The organism is Deltaproteobacteria bacterium, from assembly GCA_016183235.1.
GTDB lineage: Bacteria > UBA10199 > UBA10199 > DSSB01 > JACPFA01 > JACPFA01.
Genome location: JACPFA010000036.1, coordinates 1 through 21,647 on the forward strand (window position 1 = coordinate 1; position 21,647 = coordinate 21,647).

19 protein-coding genes are annotated in these 21,647 nt (G+C 44.7%); 5 read left to right on the forward strand and 14 right to left on the reverse strand.

Annotation, left to right across the window (positions count from 1 at the left end; translation table 11 throughout):
• Positions 1–166: 166 nt before the first annotated feature.
• On the reverse strand, positions 167–787 hold the full coding sequence (locus HYU97_09155; protein ID MBI2336910.1) for a hypothetical protein: 621 nt from the start codon (positions 785–787) through the stop codon (positions 167–169).
• A gap of 169 nt (positions 788–956) precedes the next feature.
• On the opposite strand from HYU97_09155, the gene HYU97_09160 reads away from it, so the two are divergent.
• Both HYU97_09160 and HYU97_09165 read left to right on the forward strand, forming a co-directional pair.
• The gene (locus HYU97_09160) at positions 957–1,250 is read left to right on the forward strand and encodes a hypothetical protein (GenBank protein ID MBI2336911.1); all 294 of its coding nucleotides are present in this window, start codon (positions 957–959) and stop codon (positions 1,248–1,250) included.
• Between the two features lie 7 nt (positions 1,251–1,257).
• Positions 1,258–2,415, forward strand: a complete 1,158-nt coding sequence (locus HYU97_09165) for a hypothetical protein (GenBank protein ID MBI2336912.1) — start codon at positions 1,258–1,260, stop codon at positions 2,413–2,415.
• Positions 2,416–2,461: 46 nt separating this feature from the next.
• Here HYU97_09165 and HYU97_09170 read toward each other — a convergent pair whose 3' ends face one another.
• From HYU97_09170 to HYU97_09220, 11 genes are all read right to left on the reverse strand, one after another.
• Positions 2,462–2,725, reverse strand: a complete 264-nt coding sequence (locus HYU97_09170; GenBank protein MBI2336913.1) for an STAS-like domain-containing protein — start codon at positions 2,723–2,725, stop codon at positions 2,462–2,464.
• Complete coding sequence (locus HYU97_09175) at positions 2,722–3,315, reverse strand: hypothetical protein (GenBank protein ID MBI2336914.1); 594 nt, start codon at positions 3,313–3,315, stop codon at positions 2,722–2,724. The genes HYU97_09170 and HYU97_09175 overlap by 4 nt, the downstream gene beginning before the upstream one ends.
• A gap of 138 nt (positions 3,316–3,453) precedes the next feature.
• Positions 3,454–4,524: a bifunctional diaminohydroxyphosphoribosylaminopyrimidine deaminase/5-amino-6-(5-phosphoribosylamino)uracil reductase RibD gene (ribD, locus tag HYU97_09180; protein MBI2336915.1), complete on the reverse strand. Its 1,071-nt coding sequence runs from the start codon at positions 4,522–4,524 to the stop codon at positions 3,454–3,456.
• 52 nt (positions 4,525–4,576) lie between these two features.
• Positions 4,577–5,029, reverse strand: coding sequence for a transcriptional repressor NrdR (gene nrdR, locus HYU97_09185; protein ID MBI2336916.1), 453 nt, complete (start codon positions 5,027–5,029; stop codon positions 4,577–4,579).
• 18 nt (positions 5,030–5,047) lie between these two features.
• On the reverse strand, positions 5,048–6,724 hold the full coding sequence (gene rpiB / locus HYU97_09190) for a ribose 5-phosphate isomerase B (protein MBI2336917.1): 1,677 nt from the start codon (positions 6,722–6,724) through the stop codon (positions 5,048–5,050).
• Positions 6,725–6,870: 146 nt separating this feature from the next.
• Complete coding sequence (gene acpP, locus HYU97_09195) at positions 6,871–7,104, reverse strand: acyl carrier protein (protein MBI2336918.1); 234 nt, start codon at positions 7,102–7,104, stop codon at positions 6,871–6,873.
• A gap of 5 nt (positions 7,105–7,109) precedes the next feature.
• The gene (rpmF, locus tag HYU97_09200; GenBank protein ID MBI2336919.1) at positions 7,110–7,295 is read right to left on the reverse strand and encodes a 50S ribosomal protein L32; all 186 of its coding nucleotides are present in this window, start codon (positions 7,293–7,295) and stop codon (positions 7,110–7,112) included.
• Positions 7,296–7,374: 79 nt separating this feature from the next.
• Positions 7,375–10,776, reverse strand: coding sequence for an OmpA family protein (locus tag HYU97_09205; GenBank protein MBI2336920.1), 3,402 nt, complete (start codon positions 10,774–10,776; stop codon positions 7,375–7,377).
• 83 nt (positions 10,777–10,859) lie between these two features.
• Positions 10,860–11,423, reverse strand: a complete 564-nt coding sequence (locus HYU97_09210; GenBank protein MBI2336921.1) for a DUF177 domain-containing protein — start codon at positions 11,421–11,423, stop codon at positions 10,860–10,862.
• A gap of 15 nt (positions 11,424–11,438) precedes the next feature.
• The gene (locus HYU97_09215; GenBank protein MBI2336922.1) at positions 11,439–13,712 is read right to left on the reverse strand and encodes a hypothetical protein; all 2,274 of its coding nucleotides are present in this window, start codon (positions 13,710–13,712) and stop codon (positions 11,439–11,441) included.
• A 1-nt stretch (position 13,713) separates the two neighbouring features.
• Complete coding sequence (locus HYU97_09220) at positions 13,714–16,317, reverse strand: hypothetical protein (protein MBI2336923.1); 2,604 nt, start codon at positions 16,315–16,317, stop codon at positions 13,714–13,716.
• A gap of 129 nt (positions 16,318–16,446) precedes the next feature.
• Here HYU97_09220 and HYU97_09225 point away from each other — a divergent pair, with 129 nt between their 5' ends.
• From HYU97_09225 to HYU97_09235, 3 genes are all read left to right on the forward strand, one after another.
• Entirely contained in the window at positions 16,447–18,093 is a 1,647-nt protein-coding gene (locus tag HYU97_09225) for an AarF/ABC1/UbiB kinase family protein (protein ID MBI2336924.1), read from the forward strand.
• Between the two features lie 2 nt (positions 18,094–18,095).
• Positions 18,096–18,596, forward strand: coding sequence for an acyl-CoA thioesterase (locus HYU97_09230; GenBank protein MBI2336925.1), 501 nt, complete (start codon positions 18,096–18,098; stop codon positions 18,594–18,596).
• Between the two features lie 173 nt (positions 18,597–18,769).
• Positions 18,770–19,579, forward strand: a complete 810-nt coding sequence (locus tag HYU97_09235) for a TonB C-terminal domain-containing protein (GenBank protein MBI2336926.1) — start codon at positions 18,770–18,772, stop codon at positions 19,577–19,579.
• A gap of 116 nt (positions 19,580–19,695) precedes the next feature.
• On the opposite strand, the gene HYU97_09240 is transcribed toward HYU97_09235, so the two are convergent.
• Together HYU97_09240 and HYU97_09245 are read right to left on the reverse strand one after the other, a co-directional pair.
• Positions 19,696–20,988 carry a hypothetical protein gene (locus HYU97_09240; protein MBI2336927.1) on the reverse strand — a complete coding sequence of 431 codons (1,293 nt, stop codon included), beginning with the start codon at positions 20,986–20,988 and terminating at the stop codon, positions 19,696–19,698.
• Positions 20,906–21,647: hypothetical protein (locus HYU97_09245; GenBank protein MBI2336928.1), on the reverse strand; the 742-nt coding region annotated here is incomplete at its 5' end. The genes HYU97_09240 and HYU97_09245, both read right to left, overlap by 83 nt.

Below are 21,647 nucleotides of genomic sequence, written 5' to 3' on the forward strand. Positions count from 1 at the left end.
TCTGGATCCAAAAACAAAACTCGTCAAAGTAAGAATCTGGGATGAAAATAAATTGGTGGGCGAGTACACCCTTAAACAAGAGGATGTTAAAAAAGTGCACTTTTAAAGTTTATTTAGTGCATTTTTAAAATTTAGCTAACAGCATCATCATGTCGGAAAGAATTTGTTAAAATTTAGATGGGCAAAAAGCAGACCGAGAGAAAATATAAAGCACATTCGATTTTGGATCCTTGGGGTCATAAAACACAGGGACGACCATCTCTGATTTCACAACCTTCCATAGATGATTGGGATGATAATCCTTTCCCTCAATTTTTGTCTGACCTTGATCCACTGAGAATTCATAAATTACTCTACAAGTGCGCGGGGAAAAAGCTTGTCTTCTAAACACGGCTAGACTGATGATCTTGGCAGAGGACACTTCGCCATATTTCAACAACCATTCTCGACGTTCCATCTCTTTTTTATGGATCCACCAGTAAGGGGAAGGACGATAGGGACCACGAATGATTACATAAAAAACGATTATGAAACAAACGATGACCCATGGACTGAGGACAAGGAGCTCTTTCTTCATCAATGAAAATTTTAGGCTCATTGTCCAAGCATGATAATAATAAATACTCACAACTGGAATAAACGTGATTGCAGCAACTGCCAAGATCACAAACACAATATAGTTGATTTTTAGAATGCTCTTTGTATTTTGAGGAAACTCCATCAAGTAAAGTCTGCGTGGAGGGCCCAATGGCCATTGAGATTTAGTGAGGAGAGGAAAGGGATTCATCTTGTCTCTTTTCTCGTCAAAAGGATAATTTCAGGACGTATCAGTTAACAAAACGTATACAAGCTGTATACAAAAACCTAATCCATAGCTTGACAATCAGCAACCACCACCCTATACATCGACGATGTTAATTTAGGCTGAAAAAAATTAAAAAGGGGTAGTTTATGGTATGGGATTAGTTAAAAATTTTACTCTGGCTTCAATCTTTATAACTCCATTAATAACCTACGGCTGTGGATCGAAACAAGGACTTCAGGAATCAATCCAAGGCCCAGCTACGGCCCAATCTGATTTCGCCAATTCCCAGATTGATTCTAATATTACCGTTAATGCCGATGAAACCCTGCTTGCTTTTTCCACAACGGAAAGAATCTATACCCATACCCAAGCGGGTGGTTATTCTTTGGTCGAGCAAAAAAATCCTAAACTTCATCTTTCTTTACGATGCTTTGGCCAAAACTGACCATATCTTGTTTGAAGGAAAGACAGATCCCATTGAATTTTATAAAAATTCCCTTTATTTCACAGGGGAGCAAGAGGATCAAATCCATTTATTCCGCTACAGTGTAGGAGCCAAAACAACCGAGGCTATTACCCTTAAAGACCCTACTGAAAATATTATCCCAGATTTACAAACCTACTTTGTTGAGAGTTTGATTGCCAACGACTATTATGATTTTCCACCTGACATGGATGTACTTTCAGACTCTGGTTTTTTTGTGCTCAGAAAAATTTACGGAGAGGAATATAAGTATTACATCGTCGAACTTGATACTCAACAATTACAACCCTTAGAACCACCCCCGAATCTTCTGGCTTGGCCCGCCGTTTGGTCAAGGCCTGATCATCTTCTCTATTGGACATCTGCTGAAGGTAGCCTGTATGTTGCAAGTACCCTCGACCCTAACCCTGTTAAGCTTAACACTTATAAATTTAGCTCTCCTAAAACTCTCACGGGGCCTCAAATGGCCATTGCCCCTAGCAAAACTGGGACCTCTCTAAAAATTGGTCTTTTTTACCTCTCCAACGACGGAGCCACTTTAATTGCACCGGTACTCCCAGAAACCTTCTACGTCCATCATCTAAAAACGGGTTCCGTCTCCAGTATCGCCACTCTTGCCACATTTACGGTGGCCAATAAGCAACACACTGCACGTATAGAAATCAGTCAAAACGGCCAATGGATTTTATTGTCTGAAACTGTGAAAGGCCCTTCTTATGCAAGCTATCAACCTTATGCTTATGCAATCTATCAACAAGTCATACTTCCCACGGACCTTTCATCAAAAACACCCCTGCCCATTAGTAAATTCCCGTATCAGGGTTGGGTGTTTGAACCCTCTAATATTAAAGATGAGTGGGGATATTATATTGAACACGACACTGCTACTGTATGGAAAGTTAATTTAAACACTAGCGCCAAAATCAAAATTGCAGAAATTGAAGCCTTAAATTCCAAGGAAATTGTTGATAAGAAGCTGTCCCTGCGACCTATCAACAACAAACTAAAAAAGTTCATCCTCCGAACTGATAGTTGCAAAGAACTCTCCACCACCCTACGCTCCTGTGCTTCAACCCTCTATGAATTAGACCCTGCAACCGACACCCTAACTCAAATGGTTCCTTAGAATTATCTAGGGTTGTGACACAGGGGAACACGGTAAATCGCTGAGGTTAGTCTTCTAGAACCTTTAAAGATTCAATCACCGTTGGATTATTGGAAGGAAGGCAATGAACACGATCGCCGAATTCCTGGTTAAGCCCCTGCAACACCTCGCCCAACCAAGAAGGAGTCATCACTTTAACCCCTGCAAAATCAAGCTCAATAATTTCCGATTTTGAGGAAGGCTTTAAATAAGATTTGATGACCAAAAAAGCATCGTGCCCCGCAGGCCTTGAAACAAGCATGTCTCCAAATTTTTTAATTTTGATCTTCATGTTTCTAATTGAAATAATACAAAAATAAAGGCCCCAACGCCATTGGTTTTTTTTGTTTGAAAAATTGTTTTGATCTTATTTTCAAGCCCACCAAAAATCTTTACTGCATTCCCAGAAGTAAACAAAAGCCCCCTTGCCCTATCACCATTAATGAGACCACGAACAAACTTGAGCCCATTCCCTCTTTTTTCGGAACTTCGGCCAGAAAGTTTTTTATGAAAAGCAATCTCTAATGCCTCTTCATCACTTTTTATATCGGGTAAAATATGCCCCAAAGAAGAACGAACCCCCTGGCCCCGATCGGCAACGACACTCCACAAATAATTTGATTCGAAACCATATGCAAACCAACATCCCGGAATATCACGCCATTGACCCAAATTGTGGTCAAAACAGTTATTCCCTAACTCTCCTATTATCGCTGTAAAAAGGGAGATTTCTACCTCTTTAGATGTTTGTTGTATCAATTGCCTCAGCATTGAATCTAACCTACCTTGAAAAATGTCACGACTTGAACAGACAATCTCTTTCCCTTCTGAATCTTTTCCTTGTTGAAACCAACCAAGTGCCTGGGTAATTTTTGATTCCATGCTTAATATCTAAACAAAATAAAGGGGTTAAACAAGCTTATTTACTTTAGTGAAACCATTACCCAATGGGCACGGGTGGGAAAAGAAGTTTTAACAAAATCAAAATCTTCTAAAAAACCAAAACTAAAAACGGTCGATTTATGCGGGCAAAAAGATTTTTAAATGGTCTTGGCCAATGCATTGTTGGTGGATTAATTTTAGAGACAATTGCAAATCATGAATTGCATTAAGGCCATCACTGCCAATGAGGCTGGGGGCTTGGTAGACCCAATATTCATCCCACAATTTTGACTTCATAAAATGGGTGATGGTGGTGGCGCCGCCTTCTACTAAAATGGAGGTGATATTCATGGCGCCTAAGTGGCGTAATAATTCCGACAATACAAAACTTTTGTTTTTCATTGGGCAGGGAAGAACCTGAACGCCTTTTTGTTGTAGCTTTTTAATTTTGATAAATTGATTTTTACGTGCATTTTCGCTGACGATCCAAATAGCACCAGGGCGCACCACATGGCTGTTTAAAGGGGCTTTCAATTTGGGATCTAAAACAATAGGGCGTGGCTGACGGATTTTTTTAGAAGATTGAAGTCGCACCGTTAAATAGGGATTGTCGGCTAGTACCGTCCCTATGCCAACCAAAATTCCATCGACCCGAGCCCGCACCTGATGGGCATGGTTTCTAGCGGCTTCGCCCGTGATCCACTTCGACCGGCCGTTGGCTAGAGCAATTTTACCATCTAAACTCATGGCCGATTTTAATAGCACATAAGGGAGCCGGGTTTGGATCCACTTGTTATAAGCCTTGTTAAGATTTGTTGCGACTTCTCTTAATATTCCAACTTTTACTTTAACTTTATTCTTGCGTAAAAATCGAACGCCTTTGCCCGATACTTTAGGATTGGGATCTAAGGTTCCCACGACCACTTCTTTCACCCCATATTTTAAAATAGCTTCGGTACAGGGTGGCGTGCGTTTATCGGTATGGCAACAAGGCTCTAACGTAACATAGAGAGTCGCCCCAAGGGCTCTGGCTCCGGCCTTTTTTAGGGCAATGAGTTCCGCATGATCACTGCCAGCTTTATGATGATAACCTTCACTAATAACTTTACCCTGCTTAACCACCAACGCTCCTACCATGGGATTGGGGGAAGTAAGGCCTTGGCCTTTCAAGGCTAAATGAATGGCTTGGTGCATGAATTTAATCATCATGGATCCCGGGTCTGAGCCCGGGATGACGGACGGTCTCAATGACATACTGCTCTTATAACCGATTGCGATTTTTGATCAAGGTCACAAATTCTCCCACGTCTTTAAACGAACGATAGACCGAGGCAAATCGCACGTAGGCTACCTCATCTAATACTTTAAGTTTGTTCATGACTAATGCGCCAATCCAGTGCGAAGCCACCTCTTTTTCCCCTCTATCTAAAATTTCTCCTTCAATATCACTGACCGCCTTTCCGATGGTTTCGACCGAAATGGGGCGTTTTTCAGTGGCCTTTTGCAGACCCACGATGACCTTGTTACGATCATAGGGTTCACGCCGCCCATCTTTTTTAACCACGAGGGGAAAAGTCTCTTCTACTTGTTCGTAGGTGGTGAACCGCTTGCCACAGGCCTCACAGGCCCTTCGTCTACGTACAATGCTATCCTCTTGCGAAAGCCGCGAATCGATGACTTTGTTATTGAGGGATGAACAGAAAGGGCATTTCATAATATGGAAGATTGCTTCCTATTTTCTATACAATGGGAATTGGGTACACAGTTCTTTAACTTGTTGTTTAATTTTCTTCTGCAGTTCATTATTATTGATCTCGTTGAGAATACTCACAATCCAGTTACCAATCATTTCCATTTCAGATTCCTTCATGCCTCGTGTCGTAACGGCCGGTGTGCCAATCCGCATGCCACTGGTGACAAACGGCGACCGCTTTTCACCCGGCACGGTATTTTTATTAACGGTAATGCCTGCTCGCCCTAAGGCCTCTTCGGCCTGCTGACCCGTGATGGGCTTGTCTTTAAGATCGACCAATATCAAATGATTGTCGGTGCCACCCGAAACCAGCTTATACCCTTGCGCCATAAGCGTTGCCCCCAACTTTTGGGCATTGCTAATCACTTGCTCACAATATTTTTTAAATTCAGGTTTTAAGGCCTCTTGAAAGGCTATAGCCTTTGCAGCAATCACATGCATTAGGGGCCCACCCTGAATACCGGGAAAGATTTTACTATTGATGGGTTTGGCAAATTCTTGGCGACACAAAATCAAACCCCCGCGAGGCCCGCGCAGGGTTTTATGAGTCGTGCTCGTCACAAATTCACAATAAGGCACTGGGCTTGGATGTAAACCTGCCGCCACGAGCCCTGCCGGATGCGCAATGTCGGCTAAAAGTTTGGCCCCTACTTCATCGGCGATTTCTCTAAAAAGTTTAAAATCGATTTTCCGCGCATAGGCACTGGCCCCCACCACAATGAGCTTGGGGTGATGCGTTTTGGCTAAATCACGCACTTGGTCATAATCTAATAGACCTGAATCTTCTTTCACCCCATAAGTAAACGCATGAAAAAGAAACCCTGAAAAATTAACCTTGGCCCCGTGGGTTAAATGGCCACCATGGCTCAAGTCCATACCTAAAACGGTTTCACCCGGTTTTAACGCCACCAAATAAGCAGCCATGTTGGCTTGCGAGCCGGAATGTGGTTGAACATTAGCCGCCTCTGCCCCAAACAATTGTTTAGCGCGATCAATAGCCAAGTTTTCAATGATGTCATAATATTCGCAACCACCATAATAGCGTTTGGCTGGATAACCTTCGGCATATTTGTTGGTCAATACACTGCCTTGGGCCTCCATGACCGCTGGGCTTACAAAATTTTCACTGGCGATTAATTCCAGGTGATATTCTTGCCTCGCCTTTTCTAACTCAATGGCTTCATAAACTTGCGGGTCAATACTTTGAATGTAGCTCATCTTTTTTTCAATGGATTGAATTTTATCGAGCCGCACGCGATGCCTCCCCTCCGCAAAGCTTGCATCTAACCAAGCCGCTATCATTTGAGTGGCTTTTTCAGGGGAATGGAGCCTACCCCCTAAGGCAATCACATTGGCATTGTTATGTTCTTTGGTAAGTTTAGCGGTTTCAACATCCGAAACTACCGCAGCCCTCACCCCTTTATATTTATTAGCCACGATGGACATGCCAATGCCAGTGCCACAAACCAAAACACCTGCATCGGCCTCGCCCCGCGACACCTTTTCAGCCACTCGAATAGCATAGTCAGGGTAATCAACCCGGTCAGAATTAAGGGGGCTAAAATCTAAAACTTCAATTTTACGGCTGTTTAAAAAACGCAAGATGGCTGCTTTGAGACTCAAACCGGCGTGGTCACAAGCCAGGGCAATCTTCATAAATGAAACCTCTGAAAAAATTCCATCTGCGGCGTTGCCTGCAAATCAGCAATCCTCACGTACTTGCATGTACGCTCCGGTTGCTGATCTGCAGGCGCCTTGCATCTGGAACTTTTTCAGAGGTTTCATGCCCCATAGAGAATTACTTACTGGGTTCGCTGTTTGACATAATCAATAATATCGGAAACCTTAACAATCTTTTCGGCATCTTCGTCGGGAATTTCCATTTCGAATTCTTCTTCTAAAGCCATGACCAACTCAACTACATCGAGCGAATCAGCACCCAAGTCATCGATGAGGGCTGCATCTTTTTGAACTTCATCTTCACTTAACCCCAATTGTTCTGCAACAATTTGAATAATCTTTTTTTCTGTGGACATAAGAGTTAATATTGCTCCTCAAGTTTCAACACATCGCGGTCTTTGTAATATCCACAATGGGTGCAAACGTGGTGCGGTAATTTGGGGGTTTTACAACGAGGGCAAAGTGAGATGCTCATGCCCGCTAAATGCTGATGGGCTCGACGCATTCCCTTTTTCGACTTTGATTTTCTTCGCTTAGGTACTGGCATGTTCTTTCACCAAAGAGGGGCTTGTACTAAAGCCCCTTCTCAAAGTCAATAAGCTTTATTTTAAAAGGTGCCCCACAAACTATTTCGATTGTGGAACATCTTCGGTAATTGCCTCAACAAACATCTGCACTCGGCGATTTTGCTCACGGGAAGGCTCATCTTTATTTTCAACGATTGGTTTTGATTCACCAAACCCAATTGATTTCATAATACTTGCCGGAACACCTTGGCTAACCATGTAGGCACGAACCGCTTCAGAACGCTTCTGAGACAAACGTTTATTATAGGCATCACTACCCAAGTCACAGGTGTGGCCTTCAATACGGATGGCCGTAATCTCAGGGTGTGCCTTAATAAAGGCCGCTACTTTATCTAAAGTGGGCCGGCTAATATCTCGAATTTTGTCACTATCGTATTCAAAATAAATACGATCAGACACCTTCGAGGTTAACTCATCACCAATGGTAACTTCATTTTCGTCATCTTTCAGCGTAGCTGATGCAAGTGGCCGTTTGGTATAACTAGCCCCGGCCAAAATACGAAATTCAGGCGACCCTACACCATTGGTAAGCCCCATGGCACCGCCAAGGTTAAGGTCAATGCGATCAGCCAACACGTAACGTATACCTGCTCTTACTTCGAGAGGTGTTTTGCGCCGAACGCTAAAAAAATCTTCGGCCACGGTGGTGGTATCGGCCTCGGCTATAAACTTAAGTTTGTATTTAATGATATCAACCCCCACCCCTAAGCCCGCCAAAAATCGATCGTCGATTTGCAAACCACCCGAGTCGGTAAAGGGTTTACGTACTTCGTAACCCACGTTGAGTGCCAAAGTGACGCGATCAACAATTTTTGTATCTAAGATTAACCTGGCCCCACCCGAAAAGCTGCCATTCCCCAAATAATCACGGCTATCGGTACTGGTGGGAAATGTCACAAAAGGCATGACTGAAATGCCAACCCGGTGTTCTTCACGATCGAGGAGACGAAATTTGGTCATTAATTCAACATCACCCAAGGCCACATTGCTTTCATCGAGGGATAATAGAGGCGCATTGATGGTTTCAACTAAATAAACCGGAACCCGAACCCCAACATTAAACCAATCGAGTACCCCATAACTACCCACAATATTAGCCGTCACGAGGTGGTCAACAATGCCTGAAACCCTGCTAAAGCTGCTGTTACCGAATTCATAAGGATCTTTTGCATAATCTAACCAAAGGCCCACATGAAAATCACGCTTGCGTAAGGTGTTGGCGGTATACACGGTAAAGAAATCAGAATCGTCGATGGTAGGTTTGAAATTATTGATACTAAAACTATTGGTCAAGGCATAGGCAGGCTGGGCCAACCAGGCCAAGAAAAAGAGCACCAAAAAACCCTGTTTTTTAAATCGCCAAAACATTAATAATAAAATACCAAAAGATCCCCACATAAATAGATTCTCCTTTCTATTTGTAAAATCTGAATTGCGGGCTAGCGAGCAAGACCATAAGGTACTACCTTGGGTATAAGCCGGGGCACCACCAAATTGAATCGTGCAACTCGCACTACAAGTGGAACTCCCACCGGCTACTCCAGAATCACAAGCCTCACTGCCTTGCACCGCTCCGTCTCCACAAACCTGACTACTCAAAATGTTTACCGTGGCCGTACTAGCGTTAGATGCACCACAAGGGTCTGCGCATGTCAAGGTAATCGTACAGCTACCGGCGACATCTCCAGTAAAAGTTGTTGAAACATCGTTAGTGACAGTACCCGCTGCAATCGTGCCTGAACTGGTGGCAAAGGTCCCACTGCCCCCACTACAACTGGCTGACCAGGTGTAGGTCATGGGGTCTTGAGTTGAATCAACACAAGTTGCTGTTAAAGTGGTACGCCCACCTAATCCCACCTCACCACTGGGGAAACTACTACTAATGGTAGCGGTTGGGGTTTCGTTTTGATTCCACCACACGGCCATCATACGGGCATCGCCGTTGGCACCAGCGGATTCCTGATTATAGAGGGCCACGATATCATCGCCCCCACAGCGGTCGAATTCTACGGCATCTAAGACATCGCTAAAATAATGATCTTCACTCGTGCTCGTTAATGGCAATTCTTCGGGAGAACCCAAACTACGATCTCCGGTTGAATTAATGACATTCAACATGGCACCCGGAGTCGTGCCAGTGGGTAGATACATGGTATAAGCCACATCGGCCACGGTATCGGTGTTAAAAAATCCTGTGACAATTTGCCCCACGGTTAAGGCCGTAAATCCCGTTGCCGTAGGCGTAACATTGACTGCGGTGGAACTATCGAGCGTTGCACCCGTACCGAAAACATAAATAATAACACCTAAGGCCCCGGTTTGACCCGCTACAGCTACATCTTGAAACCCATCGCCATCAAAATCTCCACTCGTAATAGAAGAGGGGTCAAAATCAGCCCCACCCACTAAATCACGAAGATCGACAATTTCAGAACAGGTGAAAGTGCAAGCATTCGCCGTGCCTGTGCCCGTACATAAATGGAGAGGTTCGTTGGTGCTGGGGCCATTCACCGCCAGGGCAATATCGGGGATGCTATCGGTGGAAGAATTGAAATTACCGACCGTAAGGCTCGCCCCTTGCAGCGGGTTTTCAGAAAAATTAGTGGCTGAGACGTTGGCCGCAGCCACATCAGCCAATGATGAACCTGTGTTAATCGAAGCATTGATCGATACCCCAAAAGGCCCCGAACCCGTTCGAACCGCTACGGCCACATCTAAATCACCATCTCCATCACAATCAAAAAGGGCCGCTGATTTTTCACCCCCTGCTGTGGTGGGAGTGTTAGTGCTGTATAAATTGATGGGATTTTGAGTGCCTGAAATGATGGCAGCATCATCCGAAGAAGCCGCAGCTAATGTGCCTTCGCTAAAACCGCTCGAAGCCGAAAAACCCATGGCCATAATTTCAGACCCACCCATAAAGGGCGTATCCACACCAACAATGATGGGATCTTCACCGTTGCTTCCATCAACACCCGTTGTCACGGTGGCACCAGTAAGCCCGGTGGGGGTTTGGTTGCGAACTAACAACGTGCCATGGCGCACAAAAACATCCTCACCACCAAAATTTGGCAGAGTAACATTAACAATGGTCGTAAACTGATCGGACCCTTGCGTTGCCGAAGTGCCTAAATTGCGCAACCAACCAAAATCGATGGTGTTACCGGCACTATCGCTGGTTTCAGAGGAAGTTGCCACGACACAATCGAGATAGACGTCGTTATCAATGAACCCACAGTGAATTGAATGGGCATCGGCCGTGGTGGGTGAACTAATGGTATCACAAGCGGTGGTACCACTCGAAGACCCGGCATCATCACAAACCACCAACTCATTTTCTGCCCCCACATCACTATTAAGAAAGGTTTGGGCATGCCCCACATTGGCTAGCCAACCTAACCACCCCATCATCAAACATAATCGACTCACTGTTTTTTTCATGATGCTATTCCTCTCAATTAATCCCCCTGTCAAAACCCACAAAATTTTGACGGATTCTAGTGTATTCAAACCATAAATGCCAATTATTTTTTTTTGATCTTAATGCCTTCTAATACTCCAAAAGGGGACCCCACCTTTTCTTGGTTGCAAGCACAGCGCTGATGTTTAAGATTGATACCACAATGGGGGCAAAGCCCTGGGCAATCTGGGGAACAAAGAAATAGCATGGGTAAAGCCAAAACAATTTCTTCCGTAAGAAAATTGCCTAAATCGATTTCTTCGCCTTGATAATAAGAAAAATTGAGGTCATCGACTTGTAATTCAATTTCCTTGGGCTCACTCGAAACCTGTTTATGATGATGAGCGCCTTGTTCCAAAGGGGTCAAATGCCGATAGAGAGGCACTTCCATTGTATAATCAGAGGTTTCTAAACAACGATTGCAAGTAGGTTCTACACGAATCGACCCATGACCCTTAAGGGTTACGTTGTCACCCGTCTTCGTTACATTTAAGTGACCCACTAGATTGGTTTTAGAAGAGTAAAGCCCACCCAATGCAACCTGCAGGGCAGTTTGGACCCACTCCTCTGCCTTGTTTAAGGGAACATCTATACCTTCGCTAGGAATAGAAAAAACTCGTATCAACATGATGACCTCACAATTTTACTTAACTTGGGTATCTTTTGATTTCCCTTCAAATTCCAGCTTGCCCCCATAAAAATCCATCATAACTTTCTTGCGTTTAGGATCCCAAAAAAGCAAGGCTCGAGACCCACTTTGATCCCCAAACAAATCCAAATGAGTGGCTAACAAATGACGATCCCCCGAACCGCTACCTTGCCCGCCATTCAAATGCCTTTCAGGGTTAAGATGAATTTTAATTTGGCTGGTTTTTAGCCCAAGCGATGCAAACATGGCAATCATTTCTCCCAAAGCTACATTCTGATCGGCTAACCTTTCCACTAGGTTTAAATCTAAATTAACCGACTGCCACCCTGCCTTAAAATGATAGGCTTGGTCAACGATCACCTCAGGGCCACCCAAGCCTATGACTTGCCCGGTGAGTTCGTGGGTTTCAAATTCGGCCTTGCCCAAATTCCCTTTTTGAAATTTCCAATCGATCAGATGTAATCCGTAAATTTCACTTTGAGTCCGCAAATTTTCGACTTTGAAGTTAAACCGGTTGATGGATTGCTGACTTTCGATTTCTCCCCGACCCGTGGCAGTTAAAGTCAATGCCGATTCCATTTTAAATTCCATCGGCGCCTCACCCCATACATGACCTAATTCGACATGTTTTACTTTACCTACCAACCTCATACCCCTGAAAAGAAGGTCGGTGTTTAAAGGAAAGGCAATCCCGGTTTTGCCAAGGGTCACACCCACATCATCGAGGTTGAGATCAACCCAAGCCTCCTCACCCTCTAAGTGAACCACCCCATCATCCCATCGCATCTTAAAACCACCCACTCGAGAAGGGCGTAATTTCAAATCCACGTTGTCGAGTGATTGCCCTAATTGACCTTCTTTAAAATTGAGTTCAGTAATTTCGCCGGTTATTTGCACACGAGGCTGCAAGGCAACATTAAAATGCTGAAATTGCCCCGAATCTAACTGCAAAAAACGTGCCCCCTGTTCCAAACGAAGCGCACCCATCTGACAAGACGCGTCTGTTAATTTTAAATCAGCTGCATGTTGACCCAACCCTACCGAGATTGCTTTTAGCTCTTTTACCACAGCATACTGAGCACCTTGTTTGATAAGCGCATGGGTTAATTCAAAACCATCTACCTTAAATTGAAATTGTTTTTTGTGATAATGCAACCCCCACTGTTGCAATTGCAGGTGATCTTTAATTTCAGCAAGCACGTTCCATTCTGCAAAATTCACTTCGCTCGCGCCTAGCCACAGGCCTGGAAATTTTTTATAAGGCATGGAGTGGGCTTGAATGGCACCATCCTCTCGTAGTTCCAATTTAAAAGGGCTGCCCCCTATGGGGCCCAAAGAGAAAGCACCCTGATTCCATCGCAGGCCTTGTAAAAACCAAGGGCCCACATAAATTGTATCTCGAGTACTCTTTTGAACTTTGAAGATATTGGCTTTAGGGCTAATGGTGAATTCAAAGTCGGCCAGTTTAATGGGGCCAGGCTTTAGCTGGACCTGACCCCATTCTACAATCGCATTTTTATAATCGATAAACTGAATATCGTAAGGGCTCGTGCCTTGAACTTTAACATTGCCTTCTATGCGATCAACAACGGCTTTCGCCCATTCTACCAGGGTCAGCGGCAAACGATCTTTAGGCCAGTTTAAAAACTTTGCCAAGGTATCGGTGATTTCAACAGAAACTTCTGATTTTAAAAAGACCCTACCTTCAAATCGACCCTCTTCATCGTGAGTCACCATGTAAACTCGATCGATGGGTAGTTGGCTACCCAAATAAGCCAAAGGCAAACCCAAGATAGGGATGGCCAATTTATCAACCCTAAGCCGAATATGCCGATTAAAATCCATTTCTAGCTTAGTAAATTTTCCATCTTTTATCTCCACCCAAACATCGGCAAAACCTGGCTCGACATCATAGCCCAATTGGATAAAATCATTTTGCACCTGGCTATCATAGGGGCCAGGTTTCAAAGGGATTCGAACATGCACGCGAAGTCTCTCTACTCTTTCGCTTAGGTTCAACAATACATCTTTTAATTGAATGGTCGATAGGTCAGGAACACTTCTGACTAATATGCTCTTATCAATAGGTGGTTCGTGGGATGGTGGCCAGTAACCCGCATACCTAAATTGAGCAAATTGATTCGGCAGATCGGCGCCAGAGGGAGGGATCCCACCGGAGCGGAGGACCGTTTCGGTCCGAGCACCGCTGGGAAACCCGTCGGCGACGGAAGCTGTCGAATGAATGGTCTTGAACTCAGGCGGTGCCATGTCATCTGCCTTTTAATTTACACACATCATCCCCAAAATATAGCGTCGGCATTAAGCGAATCTCCCCATGCCGCTTACATATAAAATCAAAAATTCTAGCTTTCCCTTGCTCATCGAAAATGCGAATCGTGCTGGTAGGGTTCCAAGCATTGGGAATAAAATTACCTCCGAGACTCCCTCGCCCTCGCCCCGTAAAATATCGAGGCCCAAATCGAACCTCATTCACCTTAGCGATGAGCCCGGGGTAAAAATTGATGCGGGTTTTAAGATCGTCTTTATATAAAGTACCACGCACCGAAATTTTGCCACCATCGTCAGAATGCAAACGATACCTTAAAGGCGATGCGGCTTTGGCACCAAAGCCCGCTTCTCCCCAAGAAAAATCCACCAAGAAAGTACCTGATAAGGGCAAGCCCACGTATTTTAAAATTCCATGGGTTTGCATTTGTTGAACCGTGCCGTGAAATTTGTGCCTAGCTTCACCATGAAGATCGGCTTGGCCTAAAGCCATTCTGCCTTCAAAATTAAACCTATCCTTGGCTAATTGCGCCTGTATTTTGCCTTGGCTAAAAACCTCAAAACCATAGAGTTCAAAACCCGAAGGCTGGCCTTCACTCCAGCGAAAATAATCCGCCGAAAGAATACCATGATACAGGCCCTTTATTTTAGGAGCGTTAACGGTGGCCAACCCATCCCAACGAAATTTCTTTGCATCTACACTTCGCAAGGCTGTGCCATCACCATGATAATGTAATTCTGATAAATTTTGCCTGCCAAGGGCTGCAATTTCACCAGCAGGGGTATTTAAATTAAAATCGATCCAATTGTTAAAACCCGTCATGCGAATTTGCAGCGGCCCTGCGTCACGGTGCAGATCGAATGTCTCCAACCCACCCCCCATACCTAAATGGCCTTGGATAAGGCCTGATAACATCGCCTCTATCCAATAATGAAGATTAGCCGCCCACACACGAACCCCTTCTTCGGCCCATTCCACTTGAGCATAATCAAGATAATCTAATTTAGGATTTATTTTAATAAAGCTGCTGCCATGCAATTGGGCTAAGCTTTGCCCATCTAACTCACAACCTAAAAATTCTAATTTGCTATTTTGAGAAAATTCTTTTGAACCCAAAACATCAACACACTGAAAATAAGTATTTTCTAAGGAAAAGATGGAACCAAAAGCCAGGTCCTCTAAAAAGAAACTTGGGGTCAGCGCAAATTCATACTGCCAAACCCCTTCATTTTTCACGACCCGCAAATAACCTTTTTCTAAGTTGACATCGGAAAGTGCTAAATCACGCAGGCCCGAAGTAAGCGAAAACTTATCTAACTTAAGCTCAAAATTATTTAAAACAATCGCCGGTTCTCCAGCTTGTTCTTGAACCGCGAAGTCAAATTGCAGAGGGCCACCTATAATGTCTGAACTTAAACTAAAATTTTCGACAACGAGTTTTCCTGTTACGGTAGACAAATCCCCTGAAATTTTGACATCCGAAAATTTTATCCCGCCTAATTGAAAACCGCCTTGTTCTATTGCAAGGTTCTCACTTTCAACATAGGCAATACTTCCGTTAACCACCATACCGTCTTGATCCCACGTCAGTTTTGCTTCAATCCCATAAAAATCAACCCCTCCCAAGGTCAGCTTTTCTAAATTAAATTTAGCAGTACCGGGTTGGGCTAAATCTAAGCCCTTGCCTTGAATAAAAGGCGGGGCTTGAGTGTGTTCTAATTGAAGAGGGAATTTGAATAATTTAGAAAAATTGGCCAACCAATTGAGGCTTAAAGCATAACTCGCTTCACTCAAATCGGGCATGGCTGCCAACCGCCGCACCCATCGGCTCGCTTTATTACAACTGCAACCACCACCCGATGGAATGGCGACCCATTCCCCTTCCCCCCCAAATTCGCTTTGCAAGCGTGGAATCAACTCAACCACATCACCTAGCGTTAAATCTAATCGTTCTCTTTCTTCCCCCAGGAGTATTGCGCTCACTTGAGCCGTGATATCTCTTGGAGCTAGCATCATCCCCCAAGCTCTCGCATGGGCCCATACCCTGCCCCCGATCATCCACTGTAATTTATTCAACTTTGCATCAATCCACAAAAATTGATTTTTAAGTAAAACCGGCTTTGAAAAACTAACCGTCAAACTAATCTTACCCCCTGGTTCATTAAGTTCAGAGAGCCTTTTTAAAATCTCTTCTGACCTGGCACCTTCTTTTAATAACCGTAACACCTGAGGGTCTAACCAGCCTTCATTCATAATATAGAGGCCAACACTCGCCTCGGTGCCTGGCTCGATCCAAATATCTTTTTCATATTCCCCGGCCTTTAATGGCACGGTTAGGTTAATCCTAAAAACCCCTTGGTTGAGTTGTTCCACAAAATCTGGCTGTACTAAAGTCGCAGGATTGAGTTGCAACTGCTCTGTCGCCGATTGCAGGCCCTGCACTAATTTTTGAAATACCTGATAGGATTGCTCTAGATGATGGGGCGAGGTAAGCGTAGCCGCATCAAAATCAAACCATTGGTTGAAATCAGGGATAGCTAAAGGGGGCGGGAATAATGATGGTGCTATCCCCTCGGGTCCAGCCATACAAAGAACCTCCTCGAAAACGAAAATAAAAATCCGTTATGAAAATCATGTCGGCACATCCCCCGATGAGTTGCTTGGATTCCCATTGGATTTCTTGATCTTTTGTGCGTTTGCCGCTAAGTTGGCGCCATGGCCAAAAGCCCCACTCAACCCAGCACGTTACGCTTCTTGATCGCCTACTGGATAACCGCCAGAATCCTGGGTAGTTATTTATACTTAAGCATTTTAAAAAAAATCTTTGGCAAGGCAAGATTGGCGGGTCGCATTGTTCAAGTGCACCAACGCAATGCGCGCTTATTAAAGGCAAGCATCCTTCACCTCAAAGGGCTGTTTATTAAAGTGGGTCAAATGGTGAGTATCATGACCAACTTTCTGCCCACCGATTTCACCCAAGAGTTAGAGGGGTTACAAGATGCCGTGCCCCCCTCGCCTTACCCCCTCATTGAAAAACGCTTTCAAGAAGAATTTGGCAAAACTCCGCTGGAGCTCTTTGCCCAATTTGAAACCGAACCCATTGCCAGTGCAAGCCTTGGGCAGGTGCACATCGCACGCTTAACCGATGGCACTAAACTCGCTGTCAAAATTCAGTATCCGGGCATTGAAAAAACCATCCAATCTGACTTGGTTATTTTACGCCGTATTTTTTCTTTGCTGCATCTTTTCTTTCCGCAATATGGGCTCAAAAAAATCTACCAAGAAATCAAAGAGGTGGTGCAAGAAGAGCTCGATTTTCATATTGAAGCTAGCAACCTTGAAAAGCTTCGCCAAAATTTTAAAACCGAGCCTGATTTTCTGTTTCCCAAGGTTTACCCAGAATGGACCCGCCCTCACATCCTTACTTTAGAATTCATGGAAGGGGTTAAAATTTCCAACACCGAAGCACTTCGCAAATTAGGTCTTGACCCCACGGTGGTAGCCCAAAAATTACTCCATGCTTATTGTAAACAAATTTTTATTGATGGCCTTTATCACGCTGACCCTCATCCCGGAAATTTTTTGGTACAGGCCACAAATGCTACGCCCAAAATAGTCTTCATGGACTTTGGCGCCACTGCCACCATTTCTGAACCCATGCGCAAGGGGATTGGCAAATTCTTTGAAGGCATTATTCGCCGCGATAATCGCATCATTAGTCAGGCCTTAAAAGAAATGGGATTTATTGCCAAAACTGAAAATGAAGAAATCTTTGATCGTTTTGTAGAATTTTTTTACGACCGTATCAAAAATATTAAGATCGATGATTTGCGCAATATCAAAATTAATTTGGCCGAGATTAATCACTTAGATGAATTGATTGAATTTCGAAAAATGGATATTTCCCTCAAAGAGCTTTTACAAACTTTTAACATCCCTAAAGACTGGGCCCTATTAGAACGCACCTTAATTGTTTTATTTGGTTTAGTCACCCACCTCGATCCTAAGTTAAATCCTTTAGAAATTGTTATCCCCTATGCCGAAAAATTTGTCTTGGGCAAAGATCGCACGCTCAAAGATCTGCTAGCTGAGGCCGTCAAAGAACTTTTGTTGAGTTATTTAAAACTACCGGCCACCCTAGAACGTACTCTTAAACAACTTAATAAAGGGGAGCTTTCGTTACGCATCGCCCCCGATAAAAAAGGCACCAAAATTTTAGCTAGGGCGGTGAATCAACTCACCTATGCCCTCATTATTCTAGGAAGTTTAGGCACAGCCCACGTTTTGAAAAACGAACTCCCCTTATATATTGCCTATGGCTTTGGCTGCCTTTTTTTGCTTAACTTTTTGCGGAGAAATTAAACATGGCAAAGTTAAAACCCAAAAGCCCTTCGGCCTCTAACGCAACCTTTACCCATTTGGTGTTACCGTCCGACACGAATGTCTTGGGTGGTGCCTTTGGGGGGCGCGTGATGGAATGGATAGACAAAGCCGCTGCCATTGTGGCCCAACGCCACTGCCGGCGCATTGCAGTGACAGCCAGCATGGATAATTTGCATTTCATTTCTCCTATTAAATTAGGAGACGTGGTGATTTTACAGGCTTCGGTTAATTACACCCACCACACTTCCCTTGAAGTGGGTGTTCGGGTAACGGCTGAAAATCCTCTCACCGGTGAACGTCGCCACACAGCCAGTAGTTATCTGACCTTTGTAGCCATTGATGAAAATGGCCGCCCCACGACTATTCCTGCCTTGCTTTGCCGAACCAAAAACGAAAAGCGCCGTTTTAAAGAGGCCGAAACTCGGCGTCAAGAACGTTTACGCTGGAAACGCATTAAAGAAAAAAACTTACTAAGGAGTTGATATTAAACTACACATCTTGCTGCTGATAATGGCTTAATACTGCGTCAGGCTCATCAAAAGTCCTCGACGTAGCGCTTTGGCTACGCCTCCGGGCTTTTGACTTCGCCTTCCTTGTCTTAAGCCATTATCATTGCAATCTGTATAGTTTAATATCAACACCTTAGTGGCCTCCTATGGCAAAAAGAATTAGAATCTTTTTTTCACTTTTTTGGTTGGCCTCGTTGACGATTCATCTTTCGATTTTACTGGGCCTCGACCGGTTCAGTTTTTCAAATGAACCAGCTCAAAACCCCCCCGATAGTAAAGTCGTGTGGGTTGAAACCAAAAATTTATCTTTAGTTGATTTACCCAAACCTCAAAAAGAAGAACGCCCTAAAGTTGCCAAATTCAAAAGCACTTATAACAGCAAAGTTAACCAAGAAACCGTGGCCGCTCAAAAAAATCCCCACGCTACCCTAACCGACCATTCCCAAGGCAAGGTGACCCAGCAAAGTTCCCGCCCAACTCAAAACACTCCTAAAATTGCCCCTTTCCCCAATTCTAAATCAAAAGTTTATGAACCCCCGGTCAATGGAGAAAGTTTTAATGAAACCGCCTGGGATCGTTTCAATCACGATTTTATGCCCATGATTAAGGTTGGAGAAAAAACTTGGGTCAATGCCTACGGCATGCCCGATGCTCAATATTTTACCATGCTCAAACGTATTTTTCGTTTACGCTTCAACCCTGCGCCGCCGCTCCGCGCCTATTTCAGAGGTCACCCCATCGATGTTCGGCGAGTACGGGTTACCATGGTGGTTACCCTTGATGAACGCGGCCGGCTTAAAAAATTAGCCGTTTTAAGCCCATCGGGGATTACAAATTATGACAACGAATCACTGCGCACGGTGCTACAATCCTCACCCTTTACTTCACCCCCCAAAAGTCTACTTTATCAAGGCGACCTTGAGATGAAATGGACTTTTATTACTTATATTTTATAAGAATCGGTGAAAGATTTTTTGAGAAGTGGGAAGAGGCTACTCGAAACCCCAATGCTTAAGGGTTGAGAGAGCCTCTGCCGACTTCTCAAAAAATCTTTCTTAGGTCCTTATAAATGTTAAGGCCGATCCCCAAAATTCTGAGCTAATATATCCAAGAACTTACCCAAAAATACCGGGCTACGAATTTGATCGACATGATCGAGATCGTCAACAACTGCAATTCCCCTTGCTTGAAAGAGCCCTTTTCGACCCGGCACCACCCGGTCTCCATCATTATTAAGCACCACTGAAACTCCTCTGAAAGCAGTATCTCCCAAATAATCCATCCAAGAATCATCGCCATTACCGGATCTAGGTCTTGCCCTAACCCCGTTCAGACGAGTGTGAATGCTCAGGTCCAAAACTTGATTGGGTTGAAACCCCGTGCGTTCATATACCTTCTCGAGATAGGTTGGTTTAAAGGGACGATGCATGCCACCGGTTGCAACATAATCCACCGCCCTCAACCAGAAGGGTACCGGCACCCCTTCCAGCGGATCCCCCACTCCTACCAGTTTACCTCGTCGCACTAAGTTTGCCACGGCCGAAATCTTGTGCAAATGCACTTTAGACAGCCCCGGAAATTCTCGATAAATTCGATCAGGCAAAACACCATCGACACGGGCGGTTTGAGCGATCACTCCCAGGGCAAAGTTCAGTAAGCCACCCATGGAATGACCCCAAAAAATAATTCTTTTTATGGTTGGATCGTCAAAATGACCCGCTTCGATGGCTTCATTCAAACGCTCAACCACCATTGCAACTCGCCGATTCCACGACGAATCTGAATGGTGTTTATAAGGTCCCACGATGGCATGGCTATCGTTTTCTTGCACCCGATGCCTACCTTTGGCCGTGCTCACCACCACAACTTTGTGCCCCGACAAGCGGTGCATTTCATCTAAAAATAAACTTCGTGGAAAAATATTACCCAAGCCTCCCAAATAAACCATTTTGGTTCCCGGCATAAATCGAGGTGCTGCAGGAGAATAATCGGGTAAAACGGGGTCGGCTAAGGTTAAGCTATCTTCCATAAAAAGTCTTACCCCTAATCTGACAGCTCCATTACTCAAAGGGTCCAAACCAAACCCCCCAAGACCTATGGACATCATGGAGGAATGTTCTAAAGTGTAACCTGCACCAACAGCCAAGGTCTGCCAAGGTTGAGGAATAGGAGATGCATTCAAGAACGCCGGCAAATTACGCCCCGCATGTTCGTAAATGCGAGTGAGCCGTGGATTTCGCGCAATGCTGCGATGCAGCCGTGCTTCCAAAGCTTGCCTGGTTTCAAATCGATGCACCTGCGGTATCGCCGCTCGCACCAAATAGCCCGCCGCACCTAACTCCGCCGTCGTGGCCGTTGCATGCACCCCCGCATACCTTCAAATATTCCAAATGTTTCGTTGCTAAACCCGCTGCATTAATTCCATGAATCGCTTCTCGCCCCGCCAACCCTACGCCAACCCCAGCCCTCACTCCCCCAAAAATAACCGCATTATGCGCCCAGGTCTTCCAATAACTGTCCCAGTTTATTTCCCCATGCTGGCTTAACTCCATCCAGCCCGTCACATACGTTACTTCTGCGGCGGTTGCCGTTGTTGCCGATAATAACTCCCATGCCCTGGCTTGATTTGCTCCCCCCACTAAACCTATCCCTCGCTGCATCACCCAGCCCTTCATCAACCGCGAAACCAAACTCCCACTGATCAACATCCCCATCGTATTCAGACTACCTAATCTGCCTTGCAGCCCACGGGCGGCATGCACCACTTCAGCAATTTTGTATTTCCCTTCTCCCTGCATCACACTCAAGGCCATGCTGGCATCGGCCACCACTTTGCCATTGGCTAATCCCATGAGGCCGCTACCTAAAGATTGATAAACAACTAAGGCACCGGCTTCGTGGCCTTCGCTCAAGTTATAGCTCGAAGCTAAAGCCAAAAGTTGTTGGCTTAAGATTTCTAGATGACTGGCGGAAGCGATTTGACAGAGTTGGGTTAAGAAACCGTGACCACCCAAGCTTTTAGCA